This window comes from Dactylosporangium roseum, from assembly GCF_025264685.1.
GTDB lineage: Bacteria > Actinomycetota > Actinomycetes > Mycobacteriales > Micromonosporaceae > Dactylosporangium > Dactylosporangium roseum.
In genome coordinates, this window is the sequence record NZ_CP073721.1 from 8,199,420 (window position 1) to 8,220,997 (window position 21,578).

At 69.8% G+C, this 21,578-nt stretch carries 19 protein-coding genes and 1 riboswitch; of the genes, 8 read left to right on the top strand and 11 right to left on the bottom strand.

The genetic code is table 11. From position 1 onward, the window contains the following. Window positions 1-52: 52 nt before the first annotated feature. The 7 genes from murJ to Drose_RS38620 all read left to right on the top strand — a co-directional run bounded on the left by murJ (window position 53) and on the right by Drose_RS38620 (window position 8,202). On the top strand, window positions 53-1,891 hold the full coding sequence (murJ, locus tag Drose_RS38590) for a murein biosynthesis integral membrane protein MurJ (protein ID WP_260726118.1): 1,839 nt from the start codon (window positions 53-55) through the stop codon (window positions 1,889-1,891). Between the two features lie 464 nt (window positions 1,892-2,355). Beyond that, window positions 2,356-3,876: a protein kinase family protein gene (locus Drose_RS38595; RefSeq protein ID WP_260726119.1), complete on the top strand. Its 1,521-nt coding sequence runs from the start codon at window positions 2,356-2,358 to the stop codon at window positions 3,874-3,876. 66 nt (window positions 3,877-3,942) lie between these two features. Then, entirely contained in the window at window positions 3,943-4,530 is a 588-nt protein-coding gene (sigM, locus tag Drose_RS38600; RefSeq protein WP_260729963.1) for an RNA polymerase sigma factor SigM, read from the top strand. After that, a complete protein-coding gene (locus Drose_RS38605; protein ID WP_260726120.1) occupies window positions 4,527-5,423 on the top strand; it encodes a hypothetical protein in 897 nt (298 codons plus the stop codon). The genes sigM and Drose_RS38605 overlap by 4 nt, the downstream gene beginning before the upstream one ends. A 120-nt stretch (window positions 5,424-5,543) precedes the next feature. Continuing rightward, a complete protein-coding gene (gene trxB / locus Drose_RS38610; RefSeq protein WP_260729964.1) occupies window positions 5,544-6,470 on the top strand; it encodes a thioredoxin-disulfide reductase in 927 nt (308 codons plus the stop codon). Between the two features lie 32 nt (window positions 6,471-6,502). Next, the gene (gene trxA / locus Drose_RS38615; protein WP_260726121.1) at window positions 6,503-6,838 is read left to right on the top strand and encodes a thioredoxin; all 336 of its coding nucleotides are present in this window, start codon (window positions 6,503-6,505) and stop codon (window positions 6,836-6,838) included. 200 nt (window positions 6,839-7,038) lie between these two features. Beyond that, window positions 7,039-8,202, top strand: coding sequence for an N-acetylmuramoyl-L-alanine amidase (locus Drose_RS38620; protein ID WP_260726122.1), 1,164 nt, complete (start codon window positions 7,039-7,041; stop codon window positions 8,200-8,202). 16 nt (window positions 8,203-8,218) lie between these two features. Here Drose_RS38620 and Drose_RS38625 read toward each other — a convergent pair whose 3' ends face one another. The 4 genes from Drose_RS38625 to Drose_RS38640 all read right to left on the bottom strand — a co-directional run bounded on the left by Drose_RS38625 (window position 8,219) and on the right by Drose_RS38640 (window position 12,866). Then, on the bottom strand, window positions 8,219-8,899 hold the full coding sequence (locus tag Drose_RS38625) for a GNAT family N-acetyltransferase (RefSeq protein WP_260726123.1): 681 nt from the start codon (window positions 8,897-8,899) through the stop codon (window positions 8,219-8,221). 472 nt (window positions 8,900-9,371) lie between these two features. Continuing rightward, window positions 9,372-10,208, bottom strand: coding sequence for a hypothetical protein (locus Drose_RS38630; protein ID WP_390891288.1), 837 nt, complete (start codon window positions 10,206-10,208; stop codon window positions 9,372-9,374). A gap of 553 nt (window positions 10,209-10,761) precedes the next feature. Continuing rightward, window positions 10,762-11,766 carry a ParB/RepB/Spo0J family partition protein gene (locus Drose_RS38635; protein WP_260726124.1) on the bottom strand — a complete coding sequence of 335 codons (1,005 nt, stop codon included), beginning with the start codon at window positions 11,764-11,766 and terminating at the stop codon, window positions 10,762-10,764. Further along, window positions 11,763-12,866, bottom strand: coding sequence for a ParA family protein (locus Drose_RS38640; protein ID WP_260726125.1), 1,104 nt, complete (start codon window positions 12,864-12,866; stop codon window positions 11,763-11,765). The genes Drose_RS38635 and Drose_RS38640 overlap by 4 nt, the downstream gene beginning before the upstream one ends. A gap of 24 nt (window positions 12,867-12,890) precedes the next feature. On the opposite strand from Drose_RS38640, the gene Drose_RS38645 reads away from it, so the two are divergent. Beyond that, window positions 12,891-13,160, top strand: coding sequence for a hypothetical protein (locus Drose_RS38645; protein WP_260726126.1), 270 nt, complete (start codon window positions 12,891-12,893; stop codon window positions 13,158-13,160). A 359-nt stretch (window positions 13,161-13,519) separates the two neighbouring features. On the opposite strand, the gene rsmG is transcribed toward Drose_RS38645, so the two are convergent. The 7 genes from rsmG to rpmH all read right to left on the bottom strand — a co-directional run bounded on the left by rsmG (window position 13,520) and on the right by rpmH (window position 21,032). Then, the gene (rsmG, locus tag Drose_RS38650) at window positions 13,520-14,203 is read right to left on the bottom strand and encodes a 16S rRNA (guanine(527)-N(7))-methyltransferase RsmG (protein ID WP_260726127.1); all 684 of its coding nucleotides are present in this window, start codon (window positions 14,201-14,203) and stop codon (window positions 13,520-13,522) included. Between the two features lie 2,740 nt (window positions 14,204-16,943). Next, the gene (locus Drose_RS38655; RefSeq protein ID WP_260726128.1) at window positions 16,944-17,867 is read right to left on the bottom strand and encodes a bifunctional 5,10-methylenetetrahydrofolate dehydrogenase/5,10-methenyltetrahydrofolate cyclohydrolase; all 924 of its coding nucleotides are present in this window, start codon (window positions 17,865-17,867) and stop codon (window positions 16,944-16,946) included. A 15-nt stretch (window positions 17,868-17,882) separates the two neighbouring features. Further along, window positions 17,883-17,965: riboswitch (ZMP/ZTP riboswitch) on the bottom strand. A gap of 415 nt (window positions 17,966-18,380) precedes the next feature. After that, window positions 18,381-19,037 carry a Jag family protein gene (locus tag Drose_RS38660; protein WP_260726129.1) on the bottom strand — a complete coding sequence of 219 codons (657 nt, stop codon included), beginning with the start codon at window positions 19,035-19,037 and terminating at the stop codon, window positions 18,381-18,383. Between the two features lie 112 nt (window positions 19,038-19,149). Beyond that, window positions 19,150-20,196, bottom strand: coding sequence for a membrane protein insertase YidC (gene yidC, locus Drose_RS38665; RefSeq protein ID WP_260729965.1), 1,047 nt, complete (start codon window positions 20,194-20,196; stop codon window positions 19,150-19,152). Between the two features lie 11 nt (window positions 20,197-20,207). Further along, on the bottom strand, window positions 20,208-20,504 hold the full coding sequence (gene yidD, locus Drose_RS38670) for a membrane protein insertion efficiency factor YidD (RefSeq protein WP_260726130.1): 297 nt from the start codon (window positions 20,502-20,504) through the stop codon (window positions 20,208-20,210). Continuing rightward, window positions 20,501-20,869 (bottom strand): ribonuclease P protein component, encoded by a 369-nt coding sequence (gene rnpA, locus Drose_RS38675; protein ID WP_259860523.1) that lies wholly within the window; start codon window positions 20,867-20,869, stop codon window positions 20,501-20,503. The genes yidD and rnpA overlap by 4 nt, the downstream gene beginning before the upstream one ends. A 25-nt stretch (window positions 20,870-20,894) precedes the next feature. Beyond that, window positions 20,895-21,032 carry a 50S ribosomal protein L34 gene (gene rpmH / locus Drose_RS38680; protein WP_033360019.1) on the bottom strand — a complete coding sequence of 46 codons (138 nt, stop codon included), beginning with the start codon at window positions 21,030-21,032 and terminating at the stop codon, window positions 20,895-20,897. Between the last annotated feature and the right edge of the window lie 546 nt (window positions 21,033-21,578).

Consider the following 21,578-nt stretch of genomic DNA (forward strand, 5'->3'; position numbering starts at 1 on the left):
CACTATGGTCTGTGCTTGCGAGCGGAAGTACGGCCGAGTTGGGGTGTAGCGGATGGACCCGGCACAAGACGGGCGCTGGAGCAACGAGCCGACGGTCGCCCTGAACCCTGTCGGGCAGCACCGCGCCCCGGAGGCGCCCACGGTGCCACTGACCCACGTGGACCCGGCCAACGCGCCGACCGTGCGGATGCCACTGGTCACGCCGCCGCCACAGGTGGTCGCCGACGCACCCGTGGTCGAGGAGAGCGCACCCCCGCCGGCGCCCGGTGAGGGCGAGAGCACCGGCACCGTCGTGCGCAACAGCAGCACGATGGCGGTTCTGAGCCTGATCAGCCGGGGCACCGGGTTCATCCGGGCAGCGGCGATCTCGGCCGCGATCGGCGGCGCGGTCGTCGGTGACGACTACACGCTCGCCAACAACCTGCCCAACCAGATCTACGAGCTGCTGCTCGGTGGCGTCCTGGCCAGCGTGCTCATCCCGACCCTGGTGCGGGCGCGCAAGGAGGAGCCGGACCGCGGCGAGGCCTATGCACAGCGCCTGCTCACCCTGGCGGTGGTCGCGCTCGGCGCGGCGACCCTGATCGTGGTGCTGGCGGCGCCGCTGATCACCGCCGTCTACACACTCGGCAACGACCGGGTGACCACGGCCGACCGCGACCTGATCACGTTTCTGGCCTATCTCCTGCTGCCCGAGATCTTCTTCTACGGGTTGGCCGGCATCTTCGCCGCGATCCTCAACGTGCGCGGCCACTTCGCCGCGCCGATGTGGACGCCGATCCTCAACAACATCGTCATCATCGCCACGGCCGGCGCGTTCATGCTGGTCCGGGGGAAGGGCCTGCCCACCCCCGAGACGATCACCATGCCGCAGGTGCTGGTGCTGGGCATCGGCACGACGCTCGGCATCGTGATCCAGGCGCTGGGGCTGTGGCCGGCGATGCGCAAGACCGGGTTCCGCTGGAAGTGGCGCTTCGACTTCCGCAAGCTCCACCTGCGCGAGCTGGGCAAGCTCGGTGCCTGGATGCTGCTCTACGTCGCGGTCAACCAGCTCGGCATCACGGTCGTGATGATGCTGGCGAAGAGCAACCAGCTCCGCGGCGGTGACGGGCCGATCATCTTCAACAACGCGTTCCTGATCTTCATGATGGCGCACGGCATCGTGGCGGTCTCGGTGATCACCGCCATGATGCCGCGGATCTCCTCGGCGGCGGCCGACGGCCGGTTCGGCGACGTGACCGAGCAGCTTTCGCAGGGCACCCGGCTGGCGTCGGTGATCCTGATCCCGGCGGCCGCGATCTACCTGGTCCTCGGCCAGCCCCTGGCGGTGACGCTGTTCGACTGGGGCGCATACGGATACGACGCGGCCCTCGCCACCGGCTGGGTGGTCAGTGCCGCCGGCCTCGGGCTCGTGCCGTACGCGCTGAGTCAGATGCAGACCAGCGTCTTCTACGCGCTGCGCGACACCCGGACACCCGCCCTGGTCAACATCGGCGGTGTGGCGATCCGCCTCCTGCTCGACGTCGTCTTCTACTTCGTCCTTCCGGTCGCCGCCGTGACGGCGTCGCTGATGGTCGGCACCGCGCTGTCGTTCGTCGCCGCGCTCCTGTTGGGATACTGGCTGCTGCGCACCCGGCTGGGCCGGCTCGGCCTGGCCCGCGTCGCGGACACATTGACCCGCCTGGCCGGTGCCGCGGCCGTGGGCGGCGCGCTGGCGTTCGCCGTCTCATGGAGCATCGGCCGGGTGATGGACCCGGGCAAGGTCATGGGCGTGGTGCAACTGATCGTGGGCGGCGCGGTGCTGCTGGTGGCCTACGTCGCGACGGCGGTGGTCCTGCGGGTGCCCGAGGTCCGCCAGTTCGGCAACCTGATCAAGGCTAAGTTGGGCCGATGACGACCGCCCCGGGCGACCCGCCGCAGGCCGCGTACGTGGCGCAACCGCCGACCGTGTCGCGGCGTCCATTTCTGGGCGGCACGCCCCCGACGGGCGACCGCCGGGCAGCGGCCGCCGGCGGGCCGGTGGCGGCGCTCCCAGAGGTGACGGTGAAGCTGGTCACGGTGGTTGACGCGGCGCATCGCGGACGCGGTCGTGGCCGGTGGGCGGAGGCATCGAAAGGCCAGCTCCGACCCGCCGGACGGTCCGATGAAATGTGGATGAACCGTAAATGACGGTGATGTCCGGCATGGGTGATCAATTGGCATCGTGCAGGGTGGTCCGGAGATGATGACGTGTCAGAACCCGGGGAGCCGACCGGTAAGGTCAACCTCGACGCCTCGCCGGAGCGCTTAGGCTTAGTGACTGCGACTCGCGTTACGACGGACGCCACAGATGGGCACACGGATCGGAAGGGAGGACGGGTGGCTGAGCTCGACGAAGGGCTGGAGACTCCGGGTGGCATCCCGCAGGTCCTGACCTTCGGCACCCCATCCGTCGGTGAAATCCTTGCCGAGCGATACCGGCTCGAAGACCACATCGGCAACGACTCGTTGGGCCGTCAGTTGTACCGCGGCATCGACGTCATCCTGCGCCGCCCCGTGGCGGTGGTTTTGCGGTATCCGGGCGGCGACAGCGCCAAGGAGATGCTCGGCGCGGCCGTGGCCGCCAGCCGCATCGTCCACCCGCATCTTGTCGGCGTCTACGACGCGATCGACGAGGGCGACAAGGCATACGTGGTCAGGGAGTGGGTCGACGGCATCGCACTGCGCGACATCGTCGCCTCCGGTCCGCTCGACGCCGGTCGGTCGGTCGCGATCGCCTGGGCGGTGACCGACGCCGTCGCGGCGCTGCACGGCACCGGGATGGCGCACGGGAACGTGCACCCTGGCACCGTCCTGGTCGCGCACGACGGCCGCGTGGTGCTCACCGACGCCCGGTCCGACGACGGTTCGACGCCGGAGACCGACATCCGGGCGATCGGCGCGGTCCTCTACTGCGCGCTCACCGGGCACTGGCCGCACGCCGAGGTCGGCCACTCGTCCGTCCCCGACGGTGTCCGTGACTCGTCGGGCGCGCTCACCACGCCGCGTCAGGTCCGCGCGGGTGTGCCGACGCACCTCGACTCGCTGGTCACCGACCTGCTCAACCCCGACCTGCCGCTGCCGTCGGCCGAGTCGCTCGCGGGTGAGCTGGCCTCCTTCGGCAGCTTCGACGAGGAGGAGCTCGCGGAGGAGAACGGGCGTGCGCTCGACTTCGACGCGTTCGACTCCGCCGCACAGTCCACCGCGCCGCCCAAGCCGGCCGGCCGCAAGCTTGCCGTCGGCGTCGTCGGGCTGCTGGTCTTAGCGCTGGCTGGCACGCTCGCGGCCGCCCGGGTGCTCGGCGACCCGGCGAAGCACGACACGCCGCCGGGCACCTCACCGTCCGGGACGACCGCGTCGCAGCCGGCGAAGCCCGCCGGGCAGCCGACCGTGCTGAAGCTCGACCCGTCGAAGGTGCGGATCGTCGACCCCGACGGGAACCGGTCCGAGGTGAGGAACGCCCAGAACGCGATCGACGGCAACGCCACCACGGTGTGGCAGACCGAGCGATACACGAAGGCCGACTTCGGCGGCACCAAGAAGGGCATGGGCGTCTGGATCGACCTGGGCGAGAGCAAGCAGGTCGTGTCGGTCCAGGTCGACCTGACCACGCCCGGCGCCGACGGTGAGCTGCGCTCGGGCACGGCGGACCTGGGCAGCGGCGACGCCCAGGATCAACAGACCGTCGCGCAATACACGGTCGTGGGCTCCGCGAAGTCCGCGATGGGCGGCACGACGCTGTTCCCCGGGCCGGAGCAACCGACGCGGTATCTGCTGGTGTGGATCACCAAGCTGCCGAAGGAGAGCAAGGGCGGCGGATACCGGGTTGCTATCGGAGAAATAACCGTCCGCGTCCAGTAGCCCCACAGGTCGCTCGTGGTCGATAGGGTGCCTGCCGTGGACGCAGCACGGCCGGACGCGCAGGAGATGCGCGACGACACGTCGCTGTTGCGCGCCCACGCCGCGGGCGATCCCAACGCGTTCGCCGAGGTGGTCCGGCGGCACAGAGACCGGTTGTGGGCGGTCGCCCTCCGCACGACGGGCGACCGCGAGGAAGCCGCCGACGCGCTGCAGGACGCACTGATGTCCGCGTTCCGGGCGGCGAACAACTTCCGCGGTGACTCCGCCGTCACCACCTGGCTGCACCGCATCGTGGTCAACGCCTGCCTGGACCGGATCCGGCGGCGGCAGGCCCGGCCGACGGTGCCCCTGCCCGAGGTCGACGTCACCCCGGCACCCGCCACCGACCGCGACACCGCGATGGACGTCCGTCAGGCGCTGCGGGAGTTGCCGGCCGAGCAGCGCGCCGCGCTCGTGCTCGTCGACGTGCAGGGATACCCGGTTTCCGAGGCGGCCGGGATGCTGGGCGTCGCGGAGGGCACCATCAAGAGCAGGTGCGCGCGCGGTCGGGCCCGGCTGGCCGTGATGCTCGGTCATCTGCGGAACCCGGACGCCGACCCGAGCGTCCCATCTCCGATCAGCCCCGCCACGTCACGGAAGGAGGGTGGCGCATGACGGCCTTCTCGGATGCCGACCTCGACCGGCTCGCCGACTTCGTCGGCGGGGCGCTCGAGGGCACCCCCGATGCCGACCACGTGCGCCGCCTGGTCAGCACCGACGTCACGTGGGCCGAGGCATACGCGTCGCTGGTGACCGCAGACGCCGCCGTGCGTGACGAGTTGCGGGCACTGGGGACGGAGGCACAGCCCGTACCGCCCGATGTGCAACAACGCCTGGACGCGGCCCTGGCGACGGCACTCACCGCGCCCCCGGCGGACGCCGTGGTGGTCGATCTGGCGCGAGCGCGCGAAGCGCGCAAGCGGCGGCGGCAGCGCTGGCTCGTCGGCCTCGGCGCGGCGGCGGCCGTGCTGGCGTGTGCCGGCATCGGTGTCCAGGTCGTCCGGCAGCAGGTCACCAACTCTTCCGACTCCGCCGCGACCAGCGGCCACGCGCCAGAGGGCACGCGCGGCTCGGCGATGGCTCCCGACGCGGCGGCGCCGAACAGCGCCGCCGGCGGGGCGCCGGGCTCCGCCTCGACGATCATGATGACGGGCCGTGACTACGGCCCGAACACCGTCGGCCAACTGGCACAGGGTTCCCCGGCACCGCCGGCGGCGTTCAACTCGGACGGAAGTTCCGGCAAGCGCACCGACCTGTCGGAGGTGCCCGACCCGCTGCGGCGGCTCGGCGACCCGGCGGCGCGGATCCTGTGCCTGAGCTCCATCACCAGGGAATACGGTGGACAGGTGTCGCTCGTCGACTACGCCCGGTTCGAGGGTCGGCCCGCACTGGTCGTGATCGTCGACGGCACCCGACTCGGGGCCGGCAAGCGCCTTGTCGTGGTCGTCGGGCCGGACTGCGGGCTCGGCGGTGCGATCGGCGAAGAGCGGTTCCGAGGCACGGCCTGACCTTTGGCGTGTCAGACCCGCCACCAAGCGGTGATGTGGCACACGAGTCGCCGGTTCGCGGGAATGGTCGGTTCGTAGGATGACGTTTTGGTGGGACAGGCTGAATTCGAGGAGTCGACCGTGGACGAGGTCCGCAACCTGATCATCGTGGGGTCCGGCCCTGCCGGGTATACGGCTGCCGTCTATGCCGCGCGAGCCAACCTCAAACCGCTGGTGATCGAGGGTGTCACCTCTGGTGGTGCGCTCATGACGACCACCGAGGTCGAGAACTTCCCCGGTTTCCCGGACGGGATCCTCGGGCCGGAGCTCATGGACAACATGCGCAAGCAGGCCGAGCACTTCGGCGCGGAGTTCGTCACCGACGACGCGACCCGCGTGGCGCTCGAGGGCCCGGTGAAGAGCGTCTGGGTCGGCGAGACCGAGTATCGCGCCCGCGCCGTCATCCTCTCCACCGGCTCCGCTTGGCGGCCGCTCAACGTGCCGGGCGAGCAGGAACTGCTCGGGCGGGGCGTGTCGTCGTGTGCCACCTGTGACGGCTTCTTCTTCCGCAACGAGGAGATCGTGGTGGTCGGCGGCGGTGACTCGGCGATGGAGGAGGCGACGTTCCTCACCCGGTTCGCCAAGAAGGTCACCATCATCCACCGCCGTGACCAGTTCCGCGCCAGCAAGATCATGGCCGAGCGCGCCCTGAACCACGAGAAGATCGAGGTCCGGTGGAACAGTGTGGTCACCGGGATCCTCGACAACGGCGGCCGCGTCGGCGGTGTCCGGATCAAGGACGTGCACACCGGTGAGGAGACCGTCCTCGACGTGGCGGGCGTGTTCGTGGCGATCGGCCACGACCCGCGCAGCGACCTGTTCCGCGGCCAGGTCGAGCTCGACGAGTCCGGCTACGTGAAGGTGGCCTCGCCCGGCACCCGCACCGACGTCGAGGGTGTGTTCGCCGCGGGTGACCTGGTGGATCACACCTACCGGCAGGCGATCACCGCCGCCGGCACCGGTTGCGCGGCGGCGCTGGACGCCGAGCGCTACATCGCGACGCTGTAAGGTTTTTCGGCAGTCTGAACAGAGGAGAGCGCATGGGAGCGATCCAGCCCGTCAGTGACAAGACCTTCGAGGTCGACGTCCTCAAGTCGGATATTCCGGTCTTGGTGGACTTCTGGGCTGAGTGGTGCCAGCCGTGCCGCAAGATCGAAACAATGCTGAACGAGATCGCCGCCGGTGAACTGGCCGACAAGGTCAAGATCGTCAAGGTGGACATCGACAGCAACCCGGAGACGGCCCGCGCATACCAGGTGCTGTCCGTGCCGACGCTGACCGTCTTCAAGGACGGCGCACCGTTCCGCTCGGTCGTCGGCGCCAGCCCGAAGAGTGCACTGGTCCGGCTCATCGAGTCGGCGCTCGAGCCGGCCTGACCTGCGTCTCCCCTCATCGTCGGCCCGCCCCGCGTCCGGTTCCGGACGCGGGGCGGATCGCTGTGGGGCGGCTTCGAGCCCGGAGCGGTACGCTGCGGGGGCATTCGCCCCGGAACGGCGCGCTCGGCCGGGCACGTACGATTCCCGGAGCCACAGGCATTCCATCCGTCTCGGAGCCACAGGCATTTCAGGAGGACCACATGCGTGCGATCCAGCGCGGAGCGCGGGGTGCGGCGGTTGCCGAGATCCGCAGCATCCTTGTCGTGCTGGAGCTGCTGGTCGAAGACATTTCGTCGTCCTCCGACCCGGTGTTCGACGAGGCCACCGAGCGGGCTGTGCGAGCCTTCCAGCAGAGCCGCGGCCTGACCGTCGACGGTGAGGTCGCCGACGAGACCTGGCGCGCACTCGACGCCGCCCGCTGGCGGCTCGGCCAGCGGGCGTTGTTCCACACCGTCGCCGACCCGTATGTCGGCGACGACGTGCGTCAGCTCCAGGAGCGCCTCCTGGAGATGGGCTACAACCCGGGCCGTGCCGACGGCATCTACGGCAGCCGTACGGCGCACGCCGTCGCGCAGTTCCAGCGTGAGGTCGGCCTGCGCCCCGACGGGGAGTGCGGGCCGGCGACCGTGGGCGCCCTGCGCCGGCTCGGCCGCAAGGTGATCGGCGGCCGGCCGCAGCTCCTGCGCGAGGCCGAGGCGTTCCGCGAGTCCGGCCCGACGCTGCTCGGCAAGCGCATCGTGATCGACCCGGGGCACGGCGGCCCGGACACCGGTCACGTGGTCCCCGACGGCCCGCTGCGATGGACGGAAGCGGACCTCGTGTATGACCTCGCAGCCCGTCTGGAGGGCCGTCTGGCGGCCGCGGGCATGCGGGTGAACCTCACCAGGGGCCCGGCGCCCAAAACCGCGCTGAGCGACCGTGACAGGATCCACCTCGCCAACGAGCTCGGCGCCGACCTCCTCATCTCCATCCACCTCGACGGCCACCACAACCCTGAGGCGTCCGGCGTGGCCACGTATCACTACGGCACCGTCTCCGGCCCCACTTCGATCGTCGGGGAGCGGCTGGCCGGACTGGTGCAGCGCGAGATCGTGGTGCGGACCGGGCTGCGCGACTGCCACACCCACCCGAAGACCTGGGAGCTGCTGCGGCTCAGCAGAATGCCGGCGGTGCGGGTCGACGTCGGCTACCTGACCTCGCCCGCGGACCGGCAGCAGCTTGTCGATCCGGCGTTCCGCGACCGGGTCGTCGAGGCGACGATGGCGGCCGTCCAGCGGATGTACCTGCCGGTCGAGGCGGACGTGCCGACCGGCTCGATCGACGTCAGCCTGCTCCGCGCGCTGACGGCGGCGCCGACGTCCTGAGCTCGGGCCTTCCGCCTCAGCCTGACGTCATTTCGCGCGTCGCCGGGCGGACCGGGAGCACCGGGCGCAGGAGCGACTCGGGGCTCATCGAGCCGAGAAGCTTCTCCAGCGCATACTCGACGTCCGACTTCCACGACAGCGCGGTGCGCAGCTCCAGGCGCAGTCGCGGATACCGCGGATGGGGTCGTACCGTCTTGAAGCCGATCGACAGGAAGAAGTCGGCCGGGGCGAGGCAGCCGCGCTCGTTGCGGCCGGCCTCGTCGACCTCGCCGAACTTCGCGTCGCCGAACGCCTCGATCGCCTTGACGCCGCGCTTGGTGAGATCGCGGGCGACTCCCTGGACCAGCATCCTGCCCAGCCCACCTTCGGCGAACGGCGGCACGACGTGCGCGGTCATCAGCAGCACCGCGTCGGGGGAGACCGGCGAGGTGGGGAACGCCATGGACCGCGGGACATACGCCGGCGGCGCGAACATGACGAACCCGGCGGGCATGCCGTCGACGTAGACGAGCTTGCCGCAGGAGCCCCACTCGAGAAGGGTCTGCGAGACCCAGGCCTCCTTCTCCAGTCCCGGGTCGCCGTTGGCGCAGGCCCGATCGGCAGCAACCGGATCGAGCTCCCAGAACACACATTCGCGGCACGATCGAGGAAGGTCCTCGAGGGTGTCGAGCGTCAGACTGACGAGACGTCGCGACATTGGCCCATCTCCACCGCACCCGGCGCACGCGCCGTAGCTCCTCCGCCAACCGTCATGATGGTACGCACCCGGTACCGCGCGTGGGAGTCATCCGCCCACAGTTCCTCACCCGCACCGCCCCGTGGCCGGGTGGTCGGCGCGAGTGCCCAGGTCGAAGGACGTTCGCCGCATACCGCAACGCCCAGCAGCGGGTCCACCGGCATAGCCCTGCAACCGGCTCGAGGGTGCGGACCGCACGCAAAGGCGTCCATCAGTTCACCTGGCCGGCTCGTCCGACCTCCGCGCCGATTCACCCCGGGGTGAATCATCAGCCCTTCGGCTGCCCGGCGGCCCTTCGGCTGCCCGGCGGCCCTTCGGCTGCCCGGCGGCCCTTCGGCTGCCCGGCGGCCCTTCGGCTGCCCGGCGGCCCTTCGGCTGCCCGGCGGCCCTTCGGCTGCCCGGCGGCCCTTCGAGGAAGGGCCGGTTTCCTGCCTCAGGCTCCGCGCTCGCGGTCTGCTTCCGCGACCGGCTGCGGCGTGGACAGCGCCGGCTTGGCGCCGGGTTCCTCGCCGTTGCCCTCGGCCGGCTCGGCGCTGAGATCCTCGCCGTTGCCATGGGCCGGCTCGCGCACCATGGCGGCCGAGTTGCCCGTCTTGGTCGCCGGCTCCGGAACCTCGACGGTGGTGCCCGGGTCGCCGAACGTCGAGGATTCATCGTTCGCGCGTGCCTCTTCGCTCAGCTTCGCCGGTGCGGTCCAGTTGATCCGGGGCGGCTCGGCGAGCGGGCGACCGCCGAACTCCGCGAGCCAGGCGGCGACGAGCGCGAGGTTTTCGCGCCACTGCTCCTCCGGAATCGGCGGGAGAATGTCGTCCCACAGAGCGAGGAACGTGCCCTGGAGTTGAAGCCTCCCGTAAGGCCGGGCGAGGAACCACAGATGCAGGTGTGCCGCGCCGTCACCCCAGCGATTCACGTGAACCCGCGCAACGCCGTCGAGGGAACGGATCGCCCGCTCGAGCCGAACCGTCATCACGCCCAGCTCGGCCGCGAGCATGTTGGGCAGATCTCCGAGGTCGAGGTGCGACCGTGACTCCAGAATGAGCACCGCGGGCAGGCCCGTCGGCCGATCAAGACTGCGGACTCGCCAGCGATCACTCACCCAGATGTACGCCTCGTCCGGGGCGCCACAGGCACGGCACTCGGCGGGGTTGTCACCATGCCGGGGTGGTTCCACCGGGACCGGATCCAGGAGCCGCTTCACCCGGAGGTCACCCTCGAACGGGAACGTCGGCCAATAGGTGAACGCGGGCAACCGCTGAGGCGTATCGGGCACGTGCCGACCCTAACCGACTGCGGCGTCGGTGTCCGTACCCTGTTGATAGCGCCCACCGTTGCTCCCTTCCGACGGCCGTCATCCACAGGCTTTCGGGCCCTCTACCACGCTGTTTCACGTGAAACGACGTACCTGTGGATAACTCCTGTGGATAACGTTCGCCCAGCGCCTTTCTCTCAGCGTTTCTCAACACAAGTCTTCGGAGCGGCTCGACGAATCCGAAACGGCTCCGAGGGCTTCCAACCGTTCCGCTCGCGGTCGTACCACATGCCGTCCCTCTTCAACGCCTGAGGAGCGCCGCGTTTGACGACCCCTGCTCGTTGAACCGGTTCTTCCAGACCACCTCGGGGTCCGCGAGACGACCGCCGCTGCATCGGCCCATGCCACCGCTCGCGCCGGCGGCGGCGACTCATGGAGCGGCACTCGCGTCCGATTCCTTGACCGGCTCGGCTCGGGAGGCCGTCCGGCCACGCGTTGCCGGACGGCCGGCCGCGGCAAACCTCAGGGCCGGACCCAAACGCCGGGTCCGGCCCTGTGCACGTCATGGAGTGAGCTACTCCCGTTGACCGTTGCGGTCGTCGACGCCGATGATGCCGACGATGCGCTCAAGGTCGTCGACCGTGGCGAACTCGATCGTGATCCGGCCCTTGCGCCGGCCGATGTCGACCTTGACCCGGGTGTCGAACCGGTCCGAGAGCCGGTCGGCCAGATCGGACAGTGCCGGGGCGTGCGGCTTGGAGCGCCGCTGCGAGGCGGCGGCCTTCTTCGTCGAGCTGCCCTCCGCGATCGAGAGCTGGACGAGTTCCTCGGTTGCCCGTACCGAAAGGCCTTCGGCGACGATGCGGGTCGCGAGGGACTCCTGCTCCTCCGAGTTGTCCAGGCCGAGGAGCGCTCGGGCGTGGCCGGCGGACAGGATGCCGGCGGCGACCCGGAGTTGCACCTGGGCGGGGAGGTTCAGGAGGCGGATGGTGTTCGAGATCTGGGGCCGGCTCCGGCCGATACGCTTTGCGAGCTCCTCGTGGGTCGCGCCGAACTCGTCGAGCAGTTGCTGGTAGGCCGCTGCTTCCTCGAGTGGGTTGAGGTTGGCCCGGTGGATGTTCTCCAGCAGCGCGTCCCGGAGCATGGCGTCGTCGCGCGTGTCCCGGACGATCGCCGGGATGGCTTCCTTGCCCAGTGCCTGGGCGGCCCGCCAGCGGCGTTCGCCCATGACCAGCTCGTACTGCTTCTCCTCGGTCCGCTCGTTGTCGCGCAACTCGCGAACGACGATCGGCTGGAGGAAGCCGACCTCCTGGATCGAGGTCTTCAGCTCGTCGATGGCCTCCTCGTCGAAGACCTGCCGAGGCTGCTTCGGGTTCGGGACGATCACACCGACCGGAATCTCGGCGAAGCGAGCGCCGGGGACCGGAGCGAGGGTGTTGGCGACCTCGGTCGGCGCGCCGGGCGTCGGGGGTGTTGCCAGCGCGGTCGCCGTGCCCACCGCGCCGTCGGCCGGCGCGGCGGCGGTTGGGATGAGGGCACCGAGCCCTCGCCCGAGACCTCCACGTCGGTTGGACTTCATGCGACTCCTCCCACCTGCGCACCGCGCAGTGCGATCTCCTGTGCCGCCTCGAAGTAGCTGACGGCACCCCGGGATCCGGGATCGTACGTCATCACGGACTGGCTGTAGCTCGGCGCCTCGGACACCCGGACGTTGCGGGGGATCACGGCGTTGAGGCACTTGTCGCCAAAGTGGTTCCGGACGTCCTGCTCGACCAGGTCGGCAAGGCGGGTGCGCCGGTCGTACATCGTCAGCAGCACCGTCGAAATGTCGAGCTTCGGATTCAGGTGGGACCGCACCAGTTCGATGTTGTTGGTGAGCGCCTGGACGCCCTCAAGGGCGTAGTACTCGCACTGGATCGGGATGAGTACCTCTTCGGCGGCAACGAGCGCGTTGACCGTCAGCAGGCCGAGGGACGGTGGGCAGTCGATGAAGATGTAGTCGTAGTTGGAGCCGCCGGCCTCGATCGCCCGCTTGAGCCGCGACTCGCGGGCGACGACCGAGACGAGCTCGATCTCAGCGCCGGCGAGGTCGATCGTGGCGGGCACGGCCCACAGGTTCGGGATGCCCTCGACCTGCTGGGTGACCGCGTCGAGCGGAGCGCCGTCGATGAGGCAGTCGTACACGTCAGGGACGCCGGAGTGGTGTGGAACGTTGAGGCCGGTCGAGGCATTGCCCTGCGGGTCGAGGTCGATCACGAGCACACGGTTGCCGTGAAGCGCCAGAGCCACGGCGATGTTCACCGCCGTCGTGGTCTTGCCCACTCCACCCTTCTGGTTCGCCACGCACATCGTGCGGCGCCGTGGTGGGCGGGGCATCGTGATTTCCCCGCTCGGGTTGAGAATCTCCACGGCGCGCTTTGCCTCCTGTGCCAGCGGCGGGTCTTCGGTTTCACGTGAAACATACGCGTCAGTCATTGCGCCCTCGGTATCCGCGGTGACGGACGGGTGCGGCCGGGGTGATGGCGGATTCCGACGCTCGGACCTTACTTCGGCCCTCGAATCGGCTCCCGCCTCGGCCCTGTCGGCCGGAGGGGCGTCGACAGTCGGCGATGCTCCCCGGCCGTACACAGTACCGGTTGAGCGGTCCGCAGCCGGGGCGCCAGCGTGAAACTCCACCATGCCCCCGCGTGTCGGCTCATGCACATGGGGCACCTGCGGCGGTCTGACGCGATGCGGGTCGTGGGGCTCGTGCGGTTGGACCGGCTCGTGCGGTTGGACCGGCTCATGGCGCTCGCCCAGAGGTGTCACCTGGCCGCGAGCCGGTTCGGGCGGCTCGGCGTGAGCTACGGCGCCTGGAGGCGTCGCCTGCCCGCGAGCCGGCTGCTCGTACGGCTGGCGGGACTCCGCTCTGGGCTGAGGTACGCCACGACCGGCCGGACGAACGCCCCAACCCTCGATACCTGTTTCACGTGAAACGTGACCGTCGCCGTAGTGGCTATCGCCGTACTCCGGAACATCACCGCTGTCGCGCACCATGTCAGTCCCGTCCCGCTCGGAAAGATTGACACTCTCGGCCACCCCTGCGGTCTGGAACGTAAGAGCGGCGCGCGGCCAGCCTACGGCGCTCCGCCGAACGGAGCTATGGCTCTTGGGCGCGTCGTTGGCCTTGTCACCCCTGACCGAGCGCCAAAAGACCAGAAATCCGTCAACCCGGCGAAGTAGCCCGCCCAGCCGTTGCATCGGCGACGCCGGCCACCCGATGCCGACCGCTCTGCTGTCCCCCATGGAACCCTCCGCGTTCCCCGTCCCCGGGGCCGCGGTGCGCCCCCGGGTTATCGTGCGCGGCGCCCTCCGGAACTCCGGCGGCGCGCGACCTCCCGCTCTCGTACGACTTCGACGACCGTGGTCGGCTCGGCGAGGATCTCGTCCCCGCACGTCCGCACCGACGGGGTCGCCGCCCCCATCCGCGCGAGCGCCTCCGCGTGTTCCGCGATCTCGGTCGCGGCGGAGGCACCCTTCAGCGCGAGCAGTCGACCACCGATGGCGGTGAGGGGGAGACACCAGCCGGCGAGCCGGTCGAGTGGAGCGACTGCCCGGGCGGTGACGACATCGGCGAGGGGAAGCTTCCCGACGCACTCCTCGGCCCGGGCCCGCACCACCGTGGTCCGGTCCAAGCCGAGCGCCGTCACCGCTTCGGAGAGAAAGGCGGTACGTCGTGCGAGCGGCTCGACCAGGGTGACGGAAAGGTCGGGACGAGCCACTGCCAGCACCATACCGGGCAAGCCGGCCCCGGACCCGATGTCGACGACCGAGGCACCCGACGGAATGAGGTCCGCGACCACGGCGCAGTTGAGCAGGTGGCGCTCCCAGATGCGAGGCGCCTCCCGGGGCCCGATGAGTCCACGGACGACGCCGTCGGTGATGAGGAGTTCCGCGTACTGCTGAGCCAGGGGGAGCCGGTCCCCGAACAGCTTGCCGGCAGCGGGGAGCGCCTCGTGTGGGACACCGTCATCCATGGCTCAAGGAAATCACGACGGCGGGCCTGGGTGGCGAGCGCCCTCGCGCCCTCGGTCCGTCCACCTCGCAACGCCCGACAGCAGGGCTGCGGTCTCGGCGCGGCGCCAATGCTTCGGCGCGGCGCCGGGGGAGGAGCGGGCCGTGGTTGAGCGACAGCTCCCGTGCTTGACGGGTTCGGTGACGGGGCGATCCAGAGCGTCGGTCACCGGTGCGCCACCGCATTCTGTCGCCAATGCCCTTCCTGCTGTCCTTCATGAGGTGCCCGGCCGCTCCGCCCGGCCGCTCCGCCCGGCCGCTCCGCCCGGCCGCTCCGCTGGGTCGCGCTGGCTACCGTTGTGTCTCGGGCCATTTGTGTCGGTGGTCCGAACCGCTTCCAACGTTTGTTCCGGACCGCCAGCCCGGGTGGGATCCTCTGCCGTCCGCTTGGTGGGTCGGTCCGTACCAACGCCGGTCCGCGCGAGCGCTCCAGCCGGCCGCACCCTAGCCCGACCCGCACTCCAGCCGAGATCGCACCACGAGTCGTCGCTGCCTGCCGACGGTGGCACTCTCCCGGGGCTGCCCGCTGTATCGGCATTCCAGCCAGAGCTGCGGCGAGCACGTCCGCTGCAGCGGACTACGTCAGGCCGATTTCATGATTGTGGAGCGATTTTGTCGCTGTCCGCCGGCGATTGGCGGTGCGGCTCTTCCGGGCCGGCCCACTGCACCGGCGTCCCCGCCGCAGTTTGCGGCGGATCCTGCACCGCCACCGCGTACCCGGCCAGCCGCAAGCCGATCCACGGCCGCTGCCCGCGGGCACCCATCGCCAGGCGGCTCAACGACCGCCTGCCGCTTCACACCCTGGGGGCAACCCCGGCCTTGGTCCAGGCGGTCGGTCGTCTACGTCGGGGCCGAGCACTGTCGCCTGATCCCGGTCCGTGCACCGAATGTCCGGCGCCGGCCGCGTTGTTCCGGTCGCAGCAATCCGTTGATCCCCGTGGTCGTGCCACTGTGTACCCATGCCCATCAAGGCCGATGGACGGCGGGCCAGAGGAATCGAGTCGGTTGGCTCGGTGCAAGTCGACCAGCGCTGGGACCAGAGGGTGGCCGGCTGATGCGATCGGTGGGCCGATTCGGTTCGAGCCGGCGAGGGGCTGGCCCCACGGCACGAGTCTGGGCACGGTCCACGAGCCGCCGAGGGCAGTGCCTCCGTCCGCCGGTTCGGTCCCGTCCGGACCTGCGCCGCGGGTCCCCGGTCATGCCCGGACCCGTGCCGCAGGGCGTCGGCCATGCCCAGACCTGTGCCGTGCGACCTCTCGGCCATGTCCGAATCTGTCCATGAGGCCAGGACTAAGGAGGCGGCGGCCTCGTCTCCACGCCATTGGAGGCGAGGCGTGGAGACGCATGTTTCACGTGAAACGACGCCACCGCGAGCCGACCTTCACGAGTCGACCCTCAGGAGCCAGCCCGGATGAATGCCGGACGGATCGTCACACGGATCGAACTTCCCCGCGGGCCGGTCCGGCGTATCCGCGCCCAACGGAAGCGCATTGGCCCAGCCGAAGCAATGCCTCGTCGCGTCACAGCAACACTCCGGCAAAGTCACACCGAAGGACGGGCCTGGGCACCAGGCTCGACATGACGGTGAGTTCACCTTGAGCGCGGGTCCGGGCAGCTAACACACGGCACTGAAGCCACCCCCGTCGACGCGACACGGCGATCCAGCGGTCGGTCGGGTGTACCCGATCACGAACGCCCGGTGACCCCCGAGGCGGTGATCGATCGCCGGAGGGCTCCGGGTGAGATGCCCGGCAAACCAGGCAGAGTTTTGTCGGCTGCTGGTACACCATGTCCAGGGATGCCCATCGACCAAGGCGGCTGGACGCGTCCCGCAGATGCACGCGTTGGCGGGTCGCCCGGTTCGACGCCGATCTGCGCGAGAGCTCCAGCCGGTCGCACTCGAGCCCCACCCGTACCCCGGCCACGATCGCACTACGGGTCGTCACCGCCCGCCGGCGGTGGGACTCTTCCCGGGCTGCCCGCTGCACCAGCGTCCCAGCCAGAGCCGCAGCGGACTACGTCAGGCCCATTTTTCATGATCCTGGAACTCGCTCCAGCGACAAATCGCCCCATGATCATGAAATCGGCCGCCTGCAACCGATGGTCGAATACGCCAGACCGCCGCCAAACGCAACGGCGTTGATCGCGATCACGGGCACCCGACCCGCACGACAACGCCGAGCCGCCGCGACCACGAGTCCGACCGACGACCGGCGCGGCGGAGTGCCGACCATGGTGGAGTCCGGCGGCCCGATGGTCGGCCCCGCCCATCGACCAATGATCGCTCAAGGCCGCGAAGTTAAGCCCAACGGCCTCTTGTCAACCCGGACCAGGCTGACAATTCGGGCGCTGACCTCGGAGACGTCGCCGCCGAGGGCCGGCTGGCACGCGTTCCTGCGCAATCCCGCCGCCGTGCCGGACCCAGCAGCGATCATGAGCGACAGACACCACCCGCACGACTGTGCGGCACCATCCAGTAGCGCAACACCGGGGTGGACAGACGACCGAACGGCTGAACTTCGCGGCCTTGCATGATCGCTCGACCAACGGCAAAGGCCGGCCCTTCCAACCGCACCCTGCAAACCGAACGGGCCTACGACACATCCGCAATACAGCCCGCACGGCGCACTGAGGCGGGCAACTACCCGGCCGCGTGCGCGGAGCCCGCACCATTCCGGCGAAGGCTCCGGACGCGACGCCGTTTCACGTGAAACGGCGCTCGGCGGCGGTGATCGCGTTGCGGAAGAGCATGGCCACGGTGGTGGGGCCGACACCGCCGACGCGCGGGGTGATGGCGCCCGCCGTCGCGGCGCATTCCTCGGCAACGTCAGGCAGGAGACGACGGCCCTCATACCGGACGCCACCGCCGACGACCACCGCGCCGGGCTTCACGTGCTCGGGCTGGATGATGCCGGGGACGCCGGCGGCGGCGATGAGGATGTCGGCACGACGCGTGTACCGGGGCCAGTCCGCGACGCCGGTGTGGACGACCGTCACGGCGGCGTTCGCCGTCGGGCGCTTCTGCGCGAGGAGCATCGCCAAGGGTCGGCCGAGCGTGGCGCCGCGGCCGAGGATGACCACCTCGCGGCCGCTCACCGGAATCTCGTAGTGCGCCAGGAGCGCCTCGATGCCGGCGGGAGTGCAGGGGAGCGGGCCGGGCATGCCGGCGGCGAGGCGGCCCAGATTGAGGGGGTGCATACCGTCGACGTCCTTGTCGGGGTCGACGCGCTGGAGGGCGGTGTCGTAGTCCAGATGGCGCGGCGTCGGGTACTGGATGAGGAGTGCGTGCACGTCCGGGTCCGCGTTGAACGCGTCGATCACCGCGTGGAGGTCGGCCTGCGTCGCGGTCGCCGGAAGGTGCTCGTGCGGAGAGGCGAAGCCGAGCTCGGCCGCCTGCCGTTGCTTGATCCGGATGTAGCCGGCGCTCGCGTCGTCATCGCCGACCAGGATCGTCGCCAGTGCGGGGGTGACACCTCGCGCCCGCAGCGCGGCCACCCGGGTCGCGACGTCCGCGAGGATCCGTTCAGCGACCGGTGCGCCGGACAGGAGGCGCGCGGTGCCCGAAGCCGGAATGGACGGAGTGGCGGTCGAGGTCTCGCTGAGCGTCGAGTGCTGAGGCGCGGGCATAAGGCTCCTTCACATCGAGGAAGCCCAGGCGGTCGACTTCCACGAACGGAGCTCCCCGATGGTTGCCCATCCTCGATGCCGCCAGTCGCGTACTCGTACGAGTATGCCTGACCCGACCACCCCACGCCGGTGCGGTGCGGTCAACGTGATCTCTTGAGGGCTGTCGCCACGCAACGGCGTCGTCGACCTGGACAGAGAGCCCGGCGAGGCGGCCCAGGCGCATCACCACGCACGCCGGTGCCGAGTCGGTTGCCTACGCGCAGTCAGGCAAGGGCGGTTCAAGGACGGTTCGACGACCCACCGCAGCGCGGCGTCCCGCGTATGCCTTCCTGGACGTCGCAGTCGTCGACCGGGCCGGGCGGTGCGCGGGACCACAAGCGACCTGGCCGGCGCAGAGCAAGAGGAGGTCGGTCCGGCAGGGAGCCGGGCGAGAGTCCACCCGGCGGAGGCACAAAAAACGCGTGTCCCCGACCGGCCAGGCGGCGGGGACACGCGAGGGTGGTGCTCGGTGGGTCAGGAGGTCGCGCGGACCACGATGCGGCGGGACGGCTCGACGCCCTCCGACTCGCTCTCGACGCCAGGCAAAGCGTTGATCACGTCGTGAACGCACTTGCGCTCGAACGCGCTCATCGGCTCGAGGCGAACGGCCTCGCCGTACTCCTTCACCTTCTCCGCGGCGTTCTTGGCGATCGCGCCGAGCTCCTTGCGGCGGAGGGCACGATAGCCGCCAACGTCGAGTAAGAGGCGGCTGGGAGAGCCGGTCTGGCGGAAGACGGCCAGGCGGCTCAGCTCCTGAAGCGCCTCGAGGGTCGCGCCGCGCTGGCCCACGAGCGCCTGGAGCCGGCGTCCGTCGCCGCCCTCGACGACCTCGACGACAGGCCGGCCGGCGACGACCAACTCGTCGATGTCACCGTCGTAGTCGAGGATGTCCAGCAACCCTTCGACGTAGTCGGCCGCGATCTCGCTCTCCCGGAACAGATCGGCCGCGGCACGGCCACCGCCTCCGCTGTTGGCCGGAGCCTCGGCGCTCTCGCCTGCCGGGGCCTTGACATCGTCGTCCTCAGCGTCGTCCTCAGCGTCGTCAAGGTTGGCATCCTGGTCCAGCACGTCGGCGTCGCTGTCGGTGCGGCGCGCGTCGAGATCACTGGTGGTGTCGGTCACGAAACTCATCTCCGCTTGCTCGGGGCGCCGAGGCGCCGTCACAGGTCGTCGGTGAGGGGTGGTGTCACAGGGAGCGCCCCGCGCCGGGCCACAGGGAGGGGAAGGGCCCGGCGGGGTCGCGTCAACCCGACTGCCGCTTCGCGGCGCCACCCTTCTTCGGGTTGATCGGCTTGGCACCGGGCTTCGGCGCGCGGGACGGCGTGCCGTTGGCCGGGGTGCCGGTCGCCTTGCCGCCGGCGGACTTTGCCGGGGTCTTGCCGTTGGCGCGCTCCTCGGCCTGGTCCTTGGCCCTGCCGAACAGCGCGGCGAAGCCGGACTGCTTGGGCTCGGCGCCCACGGTCTTCGGGGCCTTGAACGGCGTGGTGTTGGTCGTCGCGCTGGCCGGCGGCGGGTACTTGTGGAGGACCCAGTACTGCTGGAGGAGCGTGATCGCGTTGTTCGTGACCCAGTAGAGGATGACACCGATCGGGAAGTACCAGCCGGAGGTCAGCGTGAAGAACGGGATACCGTAGAGCATGAACTTCTGGATCATGCGTTGCTGCGGATCCGTGTTCCATCCGGTCTTCTTGATCATCTGACGCTGCGTCAGGTAGGTCGTGGTGATCATCACCAAGACCAGCAGCGCAGAAACGATCTTGACCGTGCCCGAGCTGGCCTCGATCCGGATGAGCTCGTCGGTGCTGCTGCTGAACTTCGCCACGATCGGCGCGTCGAAGAGCCGGGCATCGACGGCGCTGAGGAACTGCGGGATCTTCCACCCGTACAGCTCCATCTGGCTGTCGGACGTGCCGGGGCGCAGGTGGCGCAGCACGTGCAGGAGGCCGATGAAGACCGGGATCTGGAGGAACATCGGAAGGCAGCCCATGAGCGGGTTGACCTTCTCCTCCTGGTAGAGCTTCATGACCTCCTTCTGGAGGGTCTCCCGGTCGCCCTTGTGCTTCTCCTGCAGCTCCTTCATCTTCGGCTGGATCGCCTGCATCGCGCGCTGCGACTTGATCTGCTTGACGAAGATCGGGAACAGCACGACGCGGACCGTGATCACCAGGAACACGATCGCGAGCACCCACTGCCAGTTGGTGCCGAGGACGCGGTGGTCGGGCACGACCTTGTCCCACACGGAGTGCCAGAACAGCATCACCTGCGAGATCAGCCAGTAGATCCCGCCCATCAGCTTGCTAATCACGACACTGCTCCAGTCACGTCAGACTCGGCCTCAGACTCAGGTTTGGGTTCCGGGCGTGGCGCGGCTCCCCGGCGCGGTGGCACCGGGTCGAACCCACCGGGGTGGAACGGGTGGCAGCGCAGCAGCCGCCAGATCGCGAGGCCGATTCCCTTGATCGCGCCATGCGTGCGGACCGCCTCCAGGGCATAAGCGCTGCACGACGGGTAGAACCGACAACGCGCCGGCAACGCCGGGCTTATCCACCGACGGTACGCGACGATGGGCGCCGCAACGACTCGGGCTCCGACGTTCATCGACGGGCCCCTCGGGTCTTCGGGCGGCGAGCGGCCTCCAACGCGCTGTCAAGATCCTTTTCGAGGATGTCGTACTGCCGGGTCGCCGCATCCGGCAGTGCCCGCACCACCACGACGGCGCCGGGCGGCAGATCGGCAAGGCGCGAGCGGACCAGGTGCCGCAGGCGACGCTTCACCGTGTTGCGGACGACGGCGTTTCCGACGGCCTTGGACACGACGAAGCCGGCGCGGGGCGCCGGCTCGGTCGTTTCATCTGCGGACTGCATGTAATGCACCACGAGGGCCCCGCGGCCGGCGCGGCGACCGTTGCGAATGGTGGCGGCGAAGTCTTCACGCCGCCGCAGTCGCTGTGCGGCCGCCAACACGCTGCCTCCCAGAGGGCGCGTCGGGTCAGGCGGACAGGCGGTCGCGCCCCTTGGCGCGACGCGCCGACAGGATGGCACGGCCGGCGCGGGTGCGCATGCGCAGCCGGAAACCGTGGGTCTTCGCGCGCCGGCGGTTGTTCGGCTGGAAGGTGCGCTTGCTCACGTCGGGGCTCCGTCTTCGTGACTTGTGGGGCACAACACGCGCCCACTCGTGTCGGCGCGCCACTGGATGTCGATCGGCCATTGGAGCTTACCAGCACGCGGTTCTCCAACCGAAACAGGGTACGCGCGGGCCTACTGACAGTCAACGATCAACGGCGCATCCACACCCTCGCGCCGCAGGCTGGACCCGAAATCCACAGGATCGTTGTGGACAACGGTTGAGTGGTTGTGGACAACGCTGTTAACGTGCCCGGTTGCCGGTAGACACCGCGACGGCCGGCGACGGGGCACAACGGACTTCCGATTCGAACAGGCGCGCTGCAGGGGGGCAGTCAACGCGTCTGACCTGCACAACCTATGGCATCTTGGCTGGCCGCTGCACAGTCAGCACAGCGCCCGGGGGAATCAGGACGATCCGTCCACGGCATATGACTCGTTGATACACAGGTTGTGGAAAACCTGTGGACAATGTTGCCGGGACGGCGGGAATCCGGCGCCTGGTCCGCTCGCGGTGGGGGCCGCGAATGACGATGGGGGTGCGCGAACG

Bases quoted from the DNA above. Each gene is read 5' to 3' on its own strand.
- murJ (WP_260726118.1), top strand. From the start codon at position 53: ATGGACCCGGCACAAGACGGGCGCTGGAGCAACGAGCCGACGGTCGCC.
- sigM (WP_260729963.1), top strand. From the start codon at position 3,943: ATGCGCGACGACACGTCGCTGTTGCGCGCCCACGCCGCGGGCGATCCC.
- Drose_RS38605 (WP_260726120.1), top strand. From the start codon at position 4,527: ATGACGGCCTTCTCGGATGCCGACCTCGACCGGCTCGCCGACTTCGTC.
- trxA (WP_260726121.1), top strand. From the start codon at position 6,503: ATGGGAGCGATCCAGCCCGTCAGTGACAAGACCTTCGAGGTCGACGTC.
- Drose_RS38620 (WP_260726122.1), top strand. From the start codon at position 7,039: ATGCGTGCGATCCAGCGCGGAGCGCGGGGTGCGGCGGTTGCCGAGATC.
- Drose_RS38625 (WP_260726123.1), bottom strand. From the start codon at position 8,899: ATGTCGCGACGTCTCGTCAGTCTGACGCTCGACACCCTCGAGGACCTT.
- Drose_RS38635 (WP_260726124.1), bottom strand. From the start codon at position 11,766: ATGAAGTCCAACCGACGTGGAGGTCTCGGGCGAGGGCTCGGTGCCCTC.
- Drose_RS38640 (WP_260726125.1), bottom strand. From the start codon at position 12,866: ATGGTGGAGTTTCACGCTGGCGCCCCGGCTGCGGACCGCTCAACCGGT.
- Drose_RS38645 (WP_260726126.1), top strand. From the start codon at position 12,891: ATGGGGCACCTGCGGCGGTCTGACGCGATGCGGGTCGTGGGGCTCGTG.
- rsmG (WP_260726127.1), bottom strand. From the start codon at position 14,203: ATGGATGACGGTGTCCCACACGAGGCGCTCCCCGCTGCCGGCAAGCTG.
- Drose_RS38655 (WP_260726128.1), bottom strand. From the start codon at position 17,867: ATGCCCGCGCCTCAGCACTCGACGCTCAGCGAGACCTCGACCGCCACT.
- Drose_RS38660 (WP_260726129.1), bottom strand. From the start codon at position 19,037: ATGAGTTTCGTGACCGACACCACCAGTGATCTCGACGCGCGCCGCACC.
- yidC (WP_260729965.1), bottom strand. From the start codon at position 20,196: ATGGGCGGGATCTACTGGCTGATCTCGCAGGTGATGCTGTTCTGGCAC.
- yidD (WP_260726130.1), bottom strand. From the start codon at position 20,504: ATGAACGTCGGAGCCCGAGTCGTTGCGGCGCCCATCGTCGCGTACCGT.